This window comes from Mesorhizobium sp. M2A.F.Ca.ET.067.02.1.1 (assembly GCF_004023285.1).
GTDB lineage: Bacteria > Pseudomonadota > Alphaproteobacteria > Rhizobiales > Rhizobiaceae > Mesorhizobium.
Window position 1 is genome coordinate 1 of sequence record NZ_RZSB01000065.1, and the last position, 14,078, is coordinate 14,078.

Consider the following 14,078-nt stretch of genomic DNA (forward strand, 5'->3'; position numbering starts at 1 on the left):
CAGGTGATCGGCGTCGGCCGCGGCATGGCCGAACGGGCGGTCCCGGTGCTGCAAAAGGCGCTTGCAAGCGAGCTCGGCGCGCCGGTGACCGTCGACCTGCAGGCGGTGGAGGTCGGCCGCGTTCCCGAGGCGCGTTCGCGCGCCGGCGATGCCTTTGCGCTGACCATCGTTTCGTCGCCGACCTCGGCCGACGCCATGACGCTGGTGATGGATGCGCATGCGGTCGCCGTCATGGTGAGCGCGCTGTTCGGCGGCGATCCCGACCAGCCGGTGGCGCCGATCGAGCGCGACCTGTCGCAGATCGAGGCCGATGTCGCGACCACCGTGTTCCAGGAGGTCGCGACGGCGCTCAACGGATCGGGCCGGCGCTCATTGGATTTGCGTCTGCCGGTGCCTCGCGCAACGTCTGGCGGCGAAGCGAGGCGGCGCATCCTGCGCGACGGCGCCGCAGTCCGCATCGTGTTTGGCATCTCCACGCAGACCGATACCGGCATGATCACGGTCATGATCCCACAGCGCATCCTTCTCTCGACGCGTGGCGCAAACGCCAAAGTCGAGGAAGGCGAGAGCAGCGAATTCGACTGGCGTGCCCGTTTCTCGGAAGAGGTGATGCGCTCGACCGTCCGGCTCGAAGCGACGATGCCGCTCGCCCGGCTGACGCTCGGCGACCTCGCCGCGTTCGAGCCCGGCCAGGTGATAGAATTCGAGGAGAATGCGCAGCTCAACGCCAGACTCAGCGCCCGCGACAAGACATTGTTTGTCTGCGAGTTCGGCAAGCTCGGACAGAACTACACCGTCCGCATCAGCCATCCGCACGATGCCGGGCAGGATTTCATCGACGGACTGATGCCGGGCTGACGCCAGGCCCGGTTTTTATGGAGACGACAGATGGCACAAACCAAGGTGGAAGCCGAACCCGACCAGCCCGACGAACAGCTCGACCGCGCCATCGAGGAACTGCGCGGCGTGCTGCGGGAGGAGGAAAAGCGCCCGGACGACGCCTTTCAGTCGGGCGCCAATTCCTCGATCATCATGACCATTCCGGTCGACGTGCAGATCATCCTCGGCAGCACGGAAATGCCGGTCTCGGAGCTGATGGCGCTGCAGAAGGGCTCCACGGTCGCGCTCAACCGCCGTATCGGCGAGCCGGTCGACGTGGTCGTCAACGGCCGCAGAATAGCGCGCGGCGAGATCACCGTGCTGGAAAGCGATCCGACGCGCTTCGGCATCAGGCTCACCGAGATCATCGCCGCGACGAAGAGCGCCTGAGAATGGTCGGCGGGCGGACCAATCGGCAGCGAGGGCAACACGCATGACGACGGCATTGGCGCTGACACGTCCGCAAAAGGCGGCAGCCATACTGGTGGCCATGGGCAAGCCCGCGGCCAGCCGGCTGCTCAAATTCTTCAAGCAGGATGAGCTGAAGGCGCTGATCGAGGGCGCGCGTCTCTTGCGCACCATCCCGCAGGCCGATCTGGAGCGCATCGTCGCCGAGTTCGAGGCCGAGTTCACCGAGGGTGCGGGCCTGCTCGATTCGGCCGACCGGATGGACACGATCCTCAACGAATCGCTGTCGCCCGAAGAGATGAGCGCCATCATGGGCGAGAAGAAGTTCGAGCCGGTCGCGGAAGGGCCCGCGCCGATCTGGCCGGACCTCGAGAAGCTCGAACCGGCAAGGCTCGGCGCCTTCCTTGCGGGCGAGCATCCGCAGACGTCCGCGATGGTGCTTTCGAAGCTGGCGCCGCAGGCCGCCGCCAATGTTCTGCTCACCATGGAAAAGCCGATGCGCAGCCAGATCATCAAGCGCATGGTGACGATGGCCAACATCCCGGACGCGGCATCCAGGATCGTCGAGAACCAGCTGCGCGTGAGCGTGCTGTCGCAGAAGGCCAGCAGGGACACCACGGCCGGGCAGGAACGCGTCGCCAGCATGCTCAACGAGATGGCGAAGCCGGAACTGGACGACCTGATGCAGGACCTGGAGGAAGCCGGCACGCCCGATCTCGCTGGCGTCAAGTCGCGGCTGTTCGCCTTCGACGATCTGCCGCTGCTGCCGCAGAAAGCCCGGGTTCTGCTCTTCGACGGGCTGTCGACCGAACTCGTCACGCTGGCGCTTCGCGGCGCGTCGCCGGAGCTGGCCGAATCGGCACTGTCGGCGATCGGCGCGCGCTCTCGCCGCATGATCGAATCCGAGCTTGGACAGGGATCGGAAGGCATTGCGCTTGCCGACATCATGGCGGCCCGCAAGAGCATATCGAGCGCCGCCATCCGGCTGTCGCGCGAAGGCGCCTTCGAGCTGCCTTCGATGCAGGCAGCCACCGCCGAAGCCGCCTGACGACAGCCACACGGTCAGAGCGTCATGGCGGAAGCGGTCGACAAGGATTCCAAAACCGAGGAAGCCACAGAAAAGAAGATCCGCGACACGATCGAACAGGGCAAGCTGCCCCATTCGCGCGAGACCGCGATCTTTGCGTCCTTCCTCGCCATCCTGGTTTTCGCGGTCTTCTACGCCAAGGATGCGATCGTCGACCTCGGCATGTTCCTGTCGACCTTCCTGGAAAAGCCGGAAGCTTGGCCGATGGACACCGAGACCGACGTCATCTCGCTCTACAGGCAGGTGATGAGCGAGATCGGCCGCGCCGTCGTCAGCCTGCTCGTGCTCCTGACGGTTGCCGGCATCGGCGCTTCGGTTTTCCAGAACCTGCCGCAGATCGTCGGTGAACGGATCAGGCCGCAGCTGTCGCGCATCTCGATCGCCAAGGGCTGGAGCCGGATGTTCGGCGTGCAGGGCTGGGTCGAATTCCTGAAATCGCTGGCAAAGCTTGGCTTCGCGATCGCGGTGCTGAGCTTCACGCTCTCGCAAGATCATCGCAAGCTGCTCGCCGGCATGATCACCAACCCGGTCTCGTTCGGCCTGGTGATACGCGGCATCTTCGTCGACATTTTGGTGGCGATCGTTTTCGTCATGGGCCTGATCGCGGTGGTCGACATCGTATGGTCGCGTTTCCACTGGCGGCGCGACCTGCGCATGACCAAGCAGGAAGTGAAGGACGAGCTGAAGCAGTCGGAAGGCGATCCGATCGTCAAGTCGCGGTTGCGCTCGCTGGCGCGCGACCGGGCGCGCAAGCGCATGATGACGGCGGTCCCGCGCGCGACGCTGGTGATCGCCAACCCGACGCACTATTCGATCGCGCTGAAATATGTGCGCGGGGAGGATTCCGCTCCCATCGTGCTCGCCAAGGGGCAGGATCTGGTGGCGCTCAAGATCCGCGAGATCGCCAGGGAGAACAACATCCCGATCTTCGAGGACGTGACGCTTGCGCGCTCCATGTACAAGCAAGTTTCGGTTGATAGCGTGATCCCGTCGCAATTCTACCAGGCGGTCGCCGAATTGGTGCGGATCGTCTACTCGAAGAAGGCCTCGCGCAAAGCAACCCAATGAACGGACGCCGCTAATCCATGGACCGGCAACCACACGCCAATTCCCGCGAGCTGATCGTCGCCAGCGCCATCGAGCCTGTTGTGGGCGAGTTGAGGCTGATCGACGTTGCCGACTATATCGCCTTCATCCGGCTCGAGCATTTCGCCTGCCTGTCGGACCTGGTGGATTCGGCGGCCGAGCTTTACTTCCGGCCGGGCACATTGCGGCTCGGCCATGGCGGCGAGGCGCATGTCGACTGGAGCGGCAGTCCGCGCATCGTGCTCGATCTCGAGCTGCGGCCGCGCGGCGTGACGGTCTATTTCCAATTGACGCTGACCGAGCGCGGGCCTTCCGTGGTGGTCAACTACGTGTCGTTCGAGAAGCCCGGCGAGACGCCTGAGCACAACACTGCCTTGCTCGAGGACGCCGTGGAGGAGGCCCGCATCCGCAGGACCGAGCCGCTGGCTTTTCCGTAACGATCTGATTGCAGCCGAGCCAATTTCGCTGCGGCACGTTTACAACGCCGCAGGCTCGGTGTTGCTACTCGATCAGGCCGAGCCGCAGCGCCTTGGCGACCGCCTGGTTGCGGTTGACCGCGTTGAGCTTCTGCGTCGACTGGGTGAGGTACTGGTTGGCAGTGTGCACCGAGAGCTTGAGAAGCTTGGCGATCTCTTCGCTGGTGTTGCCGTTGGCGGTCAGCTTCAGGCATTCGAGCTCGCGCTTGGAGATCGAGCGCATCCGGCCGCTGTCGCTGGGGCGGATGCGGGCGACGGCCGCGAAAAGCGCGAAGGAGCGAGCGTGGATCTCGCACAGCGTGTCGTTGGACAACGCCATCTCAGAGCCCAGGAAGACGACCAGCCCGCATTGCCCGCGGTCGGCATGCACGGGAAGGGCGATGCCATTGGTACCAGGCGCCAGCGGAGCAGTCGGCTCGGCCCAGGCGAGCGACTGGAAGATCTGCCGCGATCCGGCGATGCTGTCATCGGCCCACCAGCGCGGCGCCGTCGAGATGCGGCTGTGGCGCACCACATCCTCGCCATTGGCGCCGGAGATGAATTTGGTCGCGACCGCGGTGCTCGGATAGTCGGAATCGAAGCACGCTACGAGACGCGCGCGCTCAGGCGAGGGGCTGACGAAATAAAGGCCGAAGGCCGAGGCGTTGATGTCGACCGCGATCCAGCGGCAACGGCGCACGGCATCCGGAATGGTGGCCGCATGATGCGTCTCCGAGCCCAGCGAGAAGGCGCCGAAGGGATTGCGCTGATCGTTGAAAAGGGCGGCGGCCGCCTCTTTGACCTGTGCGTGCTTCAAATGATGCCGCTCCTGATCGCCGTCGCGATCGCCATCGCGCGGTTCGAGGCCGCGAATTTCTGGATGGCGTGCGTGATGTAGCTGTTGACGGTGTTGGACGAGACGCCGAGGATGACGGCCACCTCGTCGGTGGTCTTGCCTTCCGAAACCCAGAACAGGCATTCGCGCTCGCGGTCCGACAACGGGTCCTGCATGGATGCCGCCGCGATCAACTGCGGAATGCTGGAAAGCGCATAGCAGCATTTGAGCTGCGCCTTCATCAGGGCGGTCAGGTCGATCTTGCCTGCCTCGGCGGCCGAGAACAGCACGAACAGGCGCTGGCGGCCGACATTGAGCCGCAACGAGTAGATTTCGGCATGGCCGAGCACGTCGAGCAGGCGGGCCTCTTCGCCGGTCAGCAATGCGCCGGCGTCGGGCGCGTGCGCCGCCACCAATGGCTTTGGGCGCACCCCGGGCGCCACGGTCAGAGGGCCAAGCGCCAGGTTGGCGATCAGCCTTTTGCCGATCAGCTCTATGGCATCGAAGATCCAGTTCGAGGACACGATGCGCGCGTCGTTGCGGTCCTGGTCATGCACAATGGCGACCAGCATATAGCTGTCGGCGCCGATGTCGGCCGCAAGCTGCATGAAAAAACCGGTGAGATCGCCGCGGGACGTCAGGTGCGGGCCTGAAGCATCGGGTTGGAGAAGCGCGGCGGGACTGCTCATTTCCAATTCTTGGATTCTTGCCGGAATCGATCCTTGTGCCCGGTGCTGGCGAAGCCGGCGGCCGGACCCGAAACACATCACGTTTACGAAGACACACTCACGGACGCGAACGGCGCCCCAACCGCGCCGAATCCCTCCAGGGAACGCGAAACCGTCCGCGTCTGGTGCCGGCCTGGCGCCGGAACTTGAGACTTTGGGTGGTCGCCGCGCCCCCCGTGGACCGGCTGATTCGGGTCTAATCTACCCGCAGATGAATCCGACATCAAATGCGATTTGACAAAATCGAATCCGATGGACTCACGCTGCGACTCAGCAGCCGGTTTTCGCGTTGCTTGGCGGTGGTTCCAAAGCCGAATGAGGCGATGATTTCCCGGCCGGGTCGCAAAAAAAGACGCCCCCGGTTGCATCCGGGGGCGTCTGCCTTTCGGTTCGAATTGCGGTTTAGCGATCTTCGAAGCCGGTCAGCACGCCGACGGCGTTGATGCCGATCTCTTCGACCGCATAGCCGCCTTCCATGACGAACAGCGTCGGCAGGCCGAGCCTGGCGATGCGGTGGCCGATCTTGGGGTAGTCGACGCTCTTCAGCTTGAACTGGCTGATCGGGTCCTTCTCGAAGGTGTCGACGCCGAGCGAGACGATGACGACATCGGGGGCGTAGGCGGTGAGCTTGCCGCAGGCATCCTCCAGCGACGCGCTCCAGCCGTCCCAGTCGGTGCCGAAGGGCATCGGGTAGTTGACGTTGAAACCTTCGCCTTCGCCTTCGCCGCGCTCATCGGCGTGGCCGAGGAAGAAGGGATACTCGACCATTGGGTCGCCATGCAGGTTGAGCACCTGGATGTCGCCGCGGCGATAGAAGATCTCCTGCGTGCCGTTGCCGTGGTGATAGTCGACATCGAGGATCGACACGCGCCTGGCGCCCTGGTCGCGGAACCATTGCGCGACGACGGCGGCGTTGTTGATGAAGCAATAGCCGCCCATGAAGGCAGCACCCGCATGATGGCCGGGCGGGCGGCAAAGCGCGAAGGCGGTGCGCTCGCCGCCCTTGACGAGGGCGGCGGCGGTCAGCGCGACATCATAGGATGACTTGATCGCCGCCCAGGTGCCTTCGACGAAGGTGGCGCCGGCATCGAAGGAATAATAGCCGAGCAGGGCGTCGACGCGCTTCGGCGGAACGTCGCCGCGCAGGCCGCGCGTCGGCCAGGTGAAGCCCATGGCCGAGCCCGTGAAACCGGCGGCGACCCATTCCGGCCAGACCGTCGGCAGGAAATCGATGTAGTGGGCATCATGCACGCGCTTGGCGGCGGCGAAGTCGTGCTCGACGGGTCCGATGATCGGCCCGAGCTTCTCGCTCTCCACCCGCGCCTTGATGAATTCGGCTCGCGACGGTTTCTCGAAACCGGGCACGATGGCCGATGTGACCAGTTCCATCTGGCCTGAATGACCGGCGTGAAGCGGCGAAAAGACAGTCTTCATGGAATTCCCCTGGAAGTACGAAAACAGTTGGAGGTGCGAAATCAGTCGAGGTTGAGATAGGGGGTCACGAGAGCCAGCCACATGGCTTCCACATCGTCCTCTATGAGGTCGAATGTCTTGCGATCCCGCTTCAGTCCGACAAGCCTGCAGGCGTGCCCGACCTCCATCATCACCAGGCCCAGCCGCTTGGCGGTCTTTTCCTCGAGCGCCGGGTTCACATGCTGCAGCCAGGCTGCGTACAGCGCGATGATCTCCTTGTCGTATCCATCCTGGATCGGCCTCAGGTCGGCATTGCCGGATATCGCCTCGATCACCGGCATCAGCGTGACGTTGTCGAGATAGAGCCTGGATGTGTCGATGAAGAGCTTGCGCACTTCGCGCTGAAACTCGTCGCGGTTGGTGGGCTGGGCAACTTTGATACGCTTGGCAATCACCTCGGGAAAGGAAGACAGCCAGCGCCTGCCGAGTTCGAGAAGGATGGCTTCCTTGTTGGGGAAATATTGGTAGACCGAACCGACTGATAGGCCGGCGCGCTGCGCGATGGCGAGCGTCGTCGGGGTCTTGGTTCCTTGCTCGCGGGTCAGGATCAGCGCTGCGTCGAGAATCCTGTCGACCACCTTGCTCGACCGTTGCTGCCGTGGCTGCTTGCGCGGCTCGAGCGCTATTTTGGTCTTGCGGTCGAGACTGCGCTTCACTGCTCGTTGCCCCCATTCCCCGCTCGGCCTCACGCGGTGCAGTCCACTATACATGCCAAATTCCGGCTGTTGACAAACGCGAATAAACAGTCGCATTCTTTATCCACGCTGTCTTCAACGATAACAAGGGGAATTTCGAAGACGGCGCATCGGCATCGACTTTGTCCCACGGCGCCGCCCCGGTGGAGCGGCGGCTCGCAGGACTTCGCGCTGTCGGTCCCTCAGCAAATGTGGAGTCGCGATGTCGGTTGGTGGTGCGGATCTGGTGGTCGTCAACGGTCGAGTGCTGACCATGGACGATGACAATCCTGCCGCCGAGGCTATCGCCGTCAAGGACGGCGTCATCATCGCCATCGGCAGCCGCGCTTCCATCGAAGAACTCAAAGGACCGGCGACAAAAATTGTCGACGCCCAGGGCGGCTCGGTGCTGCCGGGTTTCATCGAGGCGCATATGCATCTGTTCGGCGGCGCGGCCGAGCTCGACAATCTGCATCTGGCGGGCGTGCATGGCTTCGACGCGCTGCGCGACGCGATCCAGGATTTCGCCGCGAAGCGCCCGGACGCCAAGCTGCTGATCGGCGCCGGCGTCGACTACGCGATTCTGCCCGAGCCGGTGACGCGCCACGATCTCGACCGCATCATTCCTGACCGGCCCTTCGTCATGTCGGCATCCGACCACCATACGATGTGGGCGAACACCAAGGCGCTGGAAGAGGCCGGCCTGCTGCATGGCAAGGAGGTCGGCCAAGGCAACGAGATCGTCATGGGCGCGGACGGGCTTGCCGCAGGCGAGCTGCGCGAGAGCGAGGCGTTCGGGCCGGTCCTCGACCACTACGGGGCAAATCGCGCGCGGCTTGGCCTGGAGGGAGTCGAGCCGGATCCTCATCCTTCGCCAAGCGAGCTGGCGGCCGATCGCGATCTGATGCATCGCGGGCTTGAATGGTGCGCCAAGCAAGGCATCACATCGATCCAGAACATGGACGGCAACTTCTACCAGCTCGAGCTGCTGGCCGATCTGGAAAAAGAGGGACGGTTGCTTTGCCGCACCAAAATCCCGTTCCACTTCAAGAACTTCATGAAGCTGGACATGCTGGAAAAAGCCTCGCGGATGGCCGCAACCTACAAGTCCGAGTGGCTGTCCTCCGGCATGGTCAAGGTCTTCTATGACGGCGTGCTGGATTCCTGGACCGCGGTGATGGTCGACGACTATGCCGACCGTCCCGGTTGGCGCGGCGAGCCGCTGTTTTCGCCGCAGCATTTCGCCGAGGTCGCGGTCGAGGCCGATAGGCGCGGGTTGCAGATCGCCGTGCATTCGATCGGCGATGGCGCGGTTCGCGCGGTGCTCGACGGCTATCAGGCGGCGGCGAAGAAGAACGGCAGGCGCGACAGCCGCCACCGCGTCGAGCATATCGAGGTGATCACGGCGCCCGACGTGCCGCGCTTCGCCGAACTTGGCGTTCTGGCTTCGATGCAGCCGGCGCATCCGCCGGGGGCGATGAACTTCCCGCTGGAGCCGACGATCTCGCGCATCGGCCGCGACAAGTGGCCGTCGAGCTATGCCTGGCGCACGCTGAAAAACGCCGGCGCGCGCGTGGTGTTCGCGTCCGACTGGCCAGTTTCTCCGGTCGATCCGATCCTGTCCATCCAGGCGGCAGTCATGCGCAAGCCTTGGGCGGAAGGCATGCCCGACCAGAGCTTCTCGTTGCGAGAAGCGATCCAGGGTTACACCGTCGAGGGCGCCTATGCGGAGTTCATGGAAGATCGCAAAGGTCGCCTGAAGACCGGCTATCTCGCCGACATCGTCGTCTTGTCGGCCGATATCGAGGCGACCGCGCCGGAAGCGCTGCACACGGTGCGCCCGGTCACCACCATCTGTGGCGGCAGGGTCACCTATCAGGCCTGAGGTGCGGCATGGGAATTGCATTTGAAAATCAGGTAGCAGCTCCGCAGTTGCCAAGCCCCACGGCTTATGGTCACAATCAAACAGGAACACACCTGCCGGAAAGAGCAGGCTCTCTCAATGGGGTAATCGTGCCGGAACAACCGGGTAAGAACGCGATCGAAGTTCGCGGTGTTCGCAAGGTTTTCGGAACCGGCGAAAACCAGGTAGCCGCCCTCGACACGGTTTCGGTGTCGATCCGCGAAAATGAGTTTTTCACGCTGCTCGGTCCGTCTGGATGCGGAAAGACGACGCTGCTGAGATTGATTGCCGGCTTCGATTTCCCGAGCGCCGGCGAGATCCTGCTGCACGGCCAGGACATCGCGCCGCTGCCACCGTTCAAACGTCCGGTCAACACCGTCTTCCAAAGCTATGCGCTGTTCCCGCACATGACGGTGGCGCAGAATATCGGCTTCGGGCTGGAGATGCTCGGCAAGCCGAAAGCGGAGATCGAGGCCCGCGTCGCCCAGATGCTGAAGCTGGTCAAGATGGAGGCGCTGAAGGCGCGCCGCACCAGCCAGATCTCCGGCGGCCAGCAGCAGCGCGTGGCGCTGGCCCGGGCGCTGGCGCCGCAGCCGAAGGTGCTGCTGCTCGACGAGCCTTTGTCGGCGCTGGACTACAAGCTGCGCAAGGAAATGCAAATCGAGCTGAAGCGGCTGCAGCACGAGACCGGCATCACCTTCATCTTCGTGACCCATGACCAGGAAGAAGCGCTGACCATGTCCGACCGCATCGCGGTGATGTCGGCCGGCAAGATCCTGCAGGTCGGCGCGCCGCGCGACATCTATGACCGGCCGGCCGAACGTTTCGTCGCCGACTTCATCGGCGAGACCAATTTCCTGCCGGGCACGGTGGTATCGAAGCAGGCCGGCGTGGCGACAGTCAAGTTCGCCAGCAACGCGACGATCAGCGCCGGCTATCCGGAAGGCTTCGATCCGACCGGCGAGGTGACGCTGGTGGTTCGTCCCGAGCATGCCGATCTGGTCCCCGATCCGGCCAAGGGCACGATCGCCGGCACGCTCTCCAACATCGTCTATTTCGGCACCGACACGCACTACCACGTCAAGCTCGATGGCGGCGGCGAGAATTTCATCGTGCGCCACCAGAACAGCCGTTCGAGCGCGGTGACCTACGAGACCGGCGTCAAGGTCGGCATCCAGTTCGAGGAGGACGCCGCCCGCGTCCTGAAAGACTGATGACGACAGCTGCTCTCTCCTCAGGCCCGCCCTCCAAGGCCGCGTTGTTCGAAGCCAAGGCGGTGAAGACCAGCGCGCGACGCAACCGACTCCTGTCGCTGCCGGCGCTGATCATCATCGGCATTTTCGGCGTGCTGCCGCTGATCATCATCTGCGTCTATTCGTTCCTCGTCGCCGCGCCTTATGGCGGCGTGCAGTGGCAGTTCTCGACCGACGCCTATCTGAACTTCCTGGTCCAGCGCGACATTTTCGACGACACGCTGCAATTCACGCCGGACTTCCTGATCATCTATCTGCGTTCGTTCCTGTTCGCGGCGGTGACGACTGTCATCTGCCTGCTGCTCGGTTTTCCGACCGCCTATTTCATGGCGACGCGGCCGCCGGCGCAGCGCAATTGGTGGGTGCTTCTGATCACCATCCCATTCTGGTCGAACCTTCTGGTCCGCACGCTGGCGATCATGTTCATCATCCGTGACGAGGGCCTGATCAACAACGCGCTGATCGGGCTGGGGGTGATCGATAAGCCGATCACCATGCTCTACACCAACTTCGCCATCCAGCTCGGCCTGCTCTACGCGTTCCTGCCGTTCATGGTGCTGCCGCTCTATTCGAGCCTCGAGAAGCTCGACTTCCGGCTTATCGAAGCGGCCTACGATCTTTATGCGACGCGCCGGCAAGTGCTGTGGCGGGTGATCATTCCGCTGTCCAAGCCCGGCATCATCGCCGGATGCCTGCTCGTCTTCATCCCGGCCCTCGGCGCCTATGTGACGCCACTCATCCTCGGCGGCGGCATCCACCTGATGATCGGCGACCTGATCGCCCAGCAATTCGGCTCGGGGCGCAACTGGCCGCTCGGCTGCGCGCAGGCGCTGATCCTGATGGCCGCCGTGCTGGTTGCGCTTTACTTCTATGTCCGCAACACGTCGGGCAAGGTGCAGCATGGCTGAGCCCCGCGTCATGGATATCAAGGACCAGCCGGGGTTCCGATCGATCGCCATCATCTGCCTGCTGGTGCTCTATGTGCCGGTGCTTATCCTGATGATCTTCTCGCTGAACAGCGGCTCACTGGTCACGCATTGGGAAGGCGTCACGCTCGGCTGGTACGGCAGCGCCTTCCTCAACGAGGAATTCCATGCCGCGGCCAAGAACACGCTGATCATCTCGGTGACCGCGACGATCGTCTCGACGATCTGCGCGACGCTGGCGGCGATCGGAATGACCCGGGTGAAGCCGTGGCGTGGGCTGGCGGCGGCATTCATGGTTATCAACCTGCCGCTGATGGTGCCCGAGATCATCACGGCGGTTGCGACGCTCTCCTTCTTCGCGCTGATCGCCGGTGCGTTCAGGCTGAATTTCGGCATCGGCAATCTGATCCTCGCCCACACCGTGTTCTGCATCCCCTTCGCCTATATGCCGATCCGGGCGCGGCTGGAGGACATGGACCTGACGCTGGAATATGCCGCAGCCGATCTTTACGCGACGCCGTGGAACGCCTTCAGGCGCATTACGCTGCCGCTCTTGGTTCCCGGCGTTATGTCGGGCGCTGCGCTCGCCTTCATCGTCTCCTTCGACGATTTTACCATCACGCAGCTCGTCGCAGGTCCCGGCCAGACGACACTGCCCCTCTATATATGGAACCAGATCCGGCGGCCGATGACGCCCGAGATCAACGCCATCTCCACCATCCTGCTTATGGTGTCGATCCTGTTCGTCTCGGTCTCTTTCCTGATTGCGCGCCGACGCGCCAAATGAGCTCCAACACACAACAATGGGAAGGCAAGGAGAACATAAAATGTCTGGAAAACTGATGGCGGCCGTTTCCGCGGCAGTGCTTTTATGGGCAGTGCCGGCGCTCGCCGACGGCGAACTGCACATCTACAATTGGGGTGACTACACCAATCCGAAGCTGATCGAGAAGTTCGAGAAGCAGTACAACATCAAGGTGACGCTGGACGATTACGACTCAAACGAAACCATGCTGTCCAAGGTGCGCGCCGGCAATTCCGGCTACGACATCGTGGTGCCGTCGGACTACACCGTGAAGATCATGATCGAAGAGGGCCTGCTCGAAAAGACCGAGCCCAACGCGATGCCGAACGGCAAGAACCTCGACCCGCGCTTTGTCGACATCTACTGGGACAAGGGGCGCCACTACACCGCGCCGTGGCAGTTCGGCACGACAACGTTCTCGGTCAATACCGACAAGTTCAAGGGCGACATCGACACGTTGGCCATCCTGTTCAACCCGCCGGATGAGCTCAAGGGCCAGATCAACGTCCTCGACGACGTCAACACCGTCATGCATGCGGCGGAGCGTTATGCCGGCGTGCCGCGCTGCGGCGCCGACAAGGCCAATCTGAAGAAGGTCAACGACATCCTGGTGGCTGCCAAGCCGTCGTGGAAGACGTTCAGCTACGACACCATCACCAAGATCACCTCGGGCGACGTGATCGTCACCGAGCAATGGAATGGCGCGGCCTATCGTTCGCGCCAGAAGATCCCGGCAATCAAATATGCCTATCCGAAGGAAGGCATCGAAGGCTGGATGGACAATGTCGCGGTGCTGAAGGGCGCCAAGAACCTGGAGAACGCCAAGCTATTCCAGGACTTCGTCATGGCGCCTGAGAACGCGGCGCTGATCTCGGACTTCGCCGGCTACGACAACGGCATTGCCGGCAGCCACAAATTCCTGCCGCCGGAGTTCGCCAACTCACCGGAACTTAATCCGCCGGCCGGCGCCCCGACGCCGGAATTCGTGCCGCCATGCCCGCCGGAAGTGGTGGAGATCTATAACAAGATCTGGACCAACCTGCGCAAGTAATTTTGCAGGTGGGCATGAAAGGAGGGGAGGCTCCGGCCTCCCTTTCTTGTGACTGTGCATGTCGTTCGCCCAAACCGGCGCACGCATTTGGGTGACATGCATCGAGGAGGAAATCTTGTCGTCTTACCGCAACTCCGATCCGCGGCCGCCGATTATGCAGGGCTCGCCGCCCAAGCTGTTGTCGCCGAAGCTCGATTGGGACCGGCCCCCCTGGAATCGCTGGGCCTTTCAGCACATCCGCGAATTCCTGCCGACGGTCGAGGTGTGGCGCGGCAGCGGCCACCGCCGTCGCCTGGAGCGCGCGGAGGTGGACCTCGACGAATTGCCGGTGGTCGATAGCAACGGAGCGCCGACGACGCTCGCGGGCTTGCTGGACGAAACCTTTACCGACGGCTTCCTGGTGCTGAAGAACGGCAAGGTCGCCTATGAGCGCTATTTCAACGGCATGGACGAGCGCACGCTGCATCTGTCGCAGTCGATGGCGAAATCGGTCACGGGTTCGGTGTGCGGCATAC

Annotated in this window: 14 protein-coding genes and 1 pseudogene; 11 read left to right on the top strand and 4 right to left on the bottom strand. The window is 63.2% G+C overall.

The genetic code is table 11. The features are described from left to right. The 5 genes from EOA28_RS08155 to EOA28_RS08175 form a co-directional block, all read left to right on the top strand. Nucleotides 1-858, top strand: an 858-nt coding sequence (locus EOA28_RS08155; RefSeq protein WP_148670671.1) for a FliM/FliN family flagellar motor switch protein, incomplete at its 5' end; no start/stop codon positions are given. 30 nt (nucleotides 859-888) lie between these two features. Beyond that, nucleotides 889-1,269, top strand: a complete 381-nt coding sequence (gene fliN, locus EOA28_RS08160; RefSeq protein WP_126081534.1) for a flagellar motor switch protein FliN — start codon at nucleotides 889-891, stop codon at nucleotides 1,267-1,269. Nucleotides 1,270-1,312: 43 nt separating this feature from the next. Next, nucleotides 1,313-2,335, top strand: a complete 1,023-nt coding sequence (locus EOA28_RS08165) for a flagellar motor switch protein FliG (RefSeq protein WP_127252127.1) — start codon at nucleotides 1,313-1,315, stop codon at nucleotides 2,333-2,335. 24 nt (nucleotides 2,336-2,359) lie between these two features. Continuing rightward, complete coding sequence (gene flhB / locus EOA28_RS08170; protein WP_126081536.1) at nucleotides 2,360-3,442, top strand: flagellar biosynthesis protein FlhB; 1,083 nt, start codon at nucleotides 2,360-2,362, stop codon at nucleotides 3,440-3,442. A 17-nt stretch (nucleotides 3,443-3,459) separates the two neighbouring features. After that, on the top strand, nucleotides 3,460-3,897 hold the full coding sequence (locus tag EOA28_RS08175) for a hypothetical protein (RefSeq protein ID WP_042640450.1): 438 nt from the start codon (nucleotides 3,460-3,462) through the stop codon (nucleotides 3,895-3,897). 64 nt (nucleotides 3,898-3,961) lie between these two features. On the opposite strand, the gene EOA28_RS08180 is transcribed toward EOA28_RS08175, so the two are convergent. The 4 genes from EOA28_RS08180 to EOA28_RS08195 form a co-directional block, all read right to left on the bottom strand. After that, on the bottom strand, nucleotides 3,962-4,732 hold the full coding sequence (locus EOA28_RS08180) for a helix-turn-helix transcriptional regulator (RefSeq protein ID WP_127252128.1): 771 nt from the start codon (nucleotides 4,730-4,732) through the stop codon (nucleotides 3,962-3,964). Then, the gene (locus EOA28_RS08185; protein WP_126059636.1) at nucleotides 4,729-5,439 is read right to left on the bottom strand and encodes a helix-turn-helix transcriptional regulator; all 711 of its coding nucleotides are present in this window, start codon (nucleotides 5,437-5,439) and stop codon (nucleotides 4,729-4,731) included. The genes EOA28_RS08180 and EOA28_RS08185 overlap by 4 nt, the downstream gene beginning before the upstream one ends. Nucleotides 5,440-5,880: 441 nt before the next feature. Next, nucleotides 5,881-6,912: a histone deacetylase family protein gene (locus tag EOA28_RS08190; protein ID WP_127252129.1), complete on the bottom strand. Its 1,032-nt coding sequence runs from the start codon at nucleotides 6,910-6,912 to the stop codon at nucleotides 5,881-5,883. A gap of 41 nt (nucleotides 6,913-6,953) precedes the next feature. Continuing rightward, a complete protein-coding gene (locus tag EOA28_RS08195; RefSeq protein ID WP_126081538.1) occupies nucleotides 6,954-7,607 on the bottom strand; it encodes a TetR/AcrR family transcriptional regulator in 654 nt (217 codons plus the stop codon). A gap of 241 nt (nucleotides 7,608-7,848) precedes the next feature. Here EOA28_RS08195 and EOA28_RS08200 point away from each other — a divergent pair, with 241 nt between their 5' ends. The 6 genes and pseudogenes from EOA28_RS08200 to EOA28_RS08225 form a co-directional block, all read left to right on the top strand. Then, nucleotides 7,849-9,510: an amidohydrolase gene (locus tag EOA28_RS08200; RefSeq protein ID WP_127252130.1), complete on the top strand. Its 1,662-nt coding sequence runs from the start codon at nucleotides 7,849-7,851 to the stop codon at nucleotides 9,508-9,510. A 128-nt stretch (nucleotides 9,511-9,638) separates the two neighbouring features. Next, the gene (locus EOA28_RS08205; RefSeq protein ID WP_127252131.1) at nucleotides 9,639-10,742 is read left to right on the top strand and encodes an ABC transporter ATP-binding protein; all 1,104 of its coding nucleotides are present in this window, start codon (nucleotides 9,639-9,641) and stop codon (nucleotides 10,740-10,742) included. Next, a complete protein-coding gene (locus EOA28_RS08210) occupies nucleotides 10,742-11,689 on the top strand; it encodes an ABC transporter permease (protein WP_128314802.1) in 948 nt (315 codons plus the stop codon). The genes EOA28_RS08205 and EOA28_RS08210 overlap by 1 nt, the downstream gene beginning before the upstream one ends. Next, nucleotides 11,682-12,494 carry an ABC transporter permease gene (locus EOA28_RS08215; protein WP_127252133.1) on the top strand — a complete coding sequence of 271 codons (813 nt, stop codon included), beginning with the start codon at nucleotides 11,682-11,684 and terminating at the stop codon, nucleotides 12,492-12,494. Before EOA28_RS08210 ends, EOA28_RS08215 begins: the two co-directional genes overlap by 8 nt. Nucleotides 12,495-12,534: 40 nt before the next feature. Further along, nucleotides 12,535-13,563, top strand: a complete 1,029-nt coding sequence (locus tag EOA28_RS08220) for an extracellular solute-binding protein (protein WP_189341978.1) — start codon at nucleotides 12,535-12,537, stop codon at nucleotides 13,561-13,563. A gap of 115 nt (nucleotides 13,564-13,678) precedes the next feature. Continuing rightward, nucleotides 13,679-14,078 (top strand): annotated as a pseudogene (locus EOA28_RS08225) (6-aminohexanoate hydrolase); the annotation flags it as partial.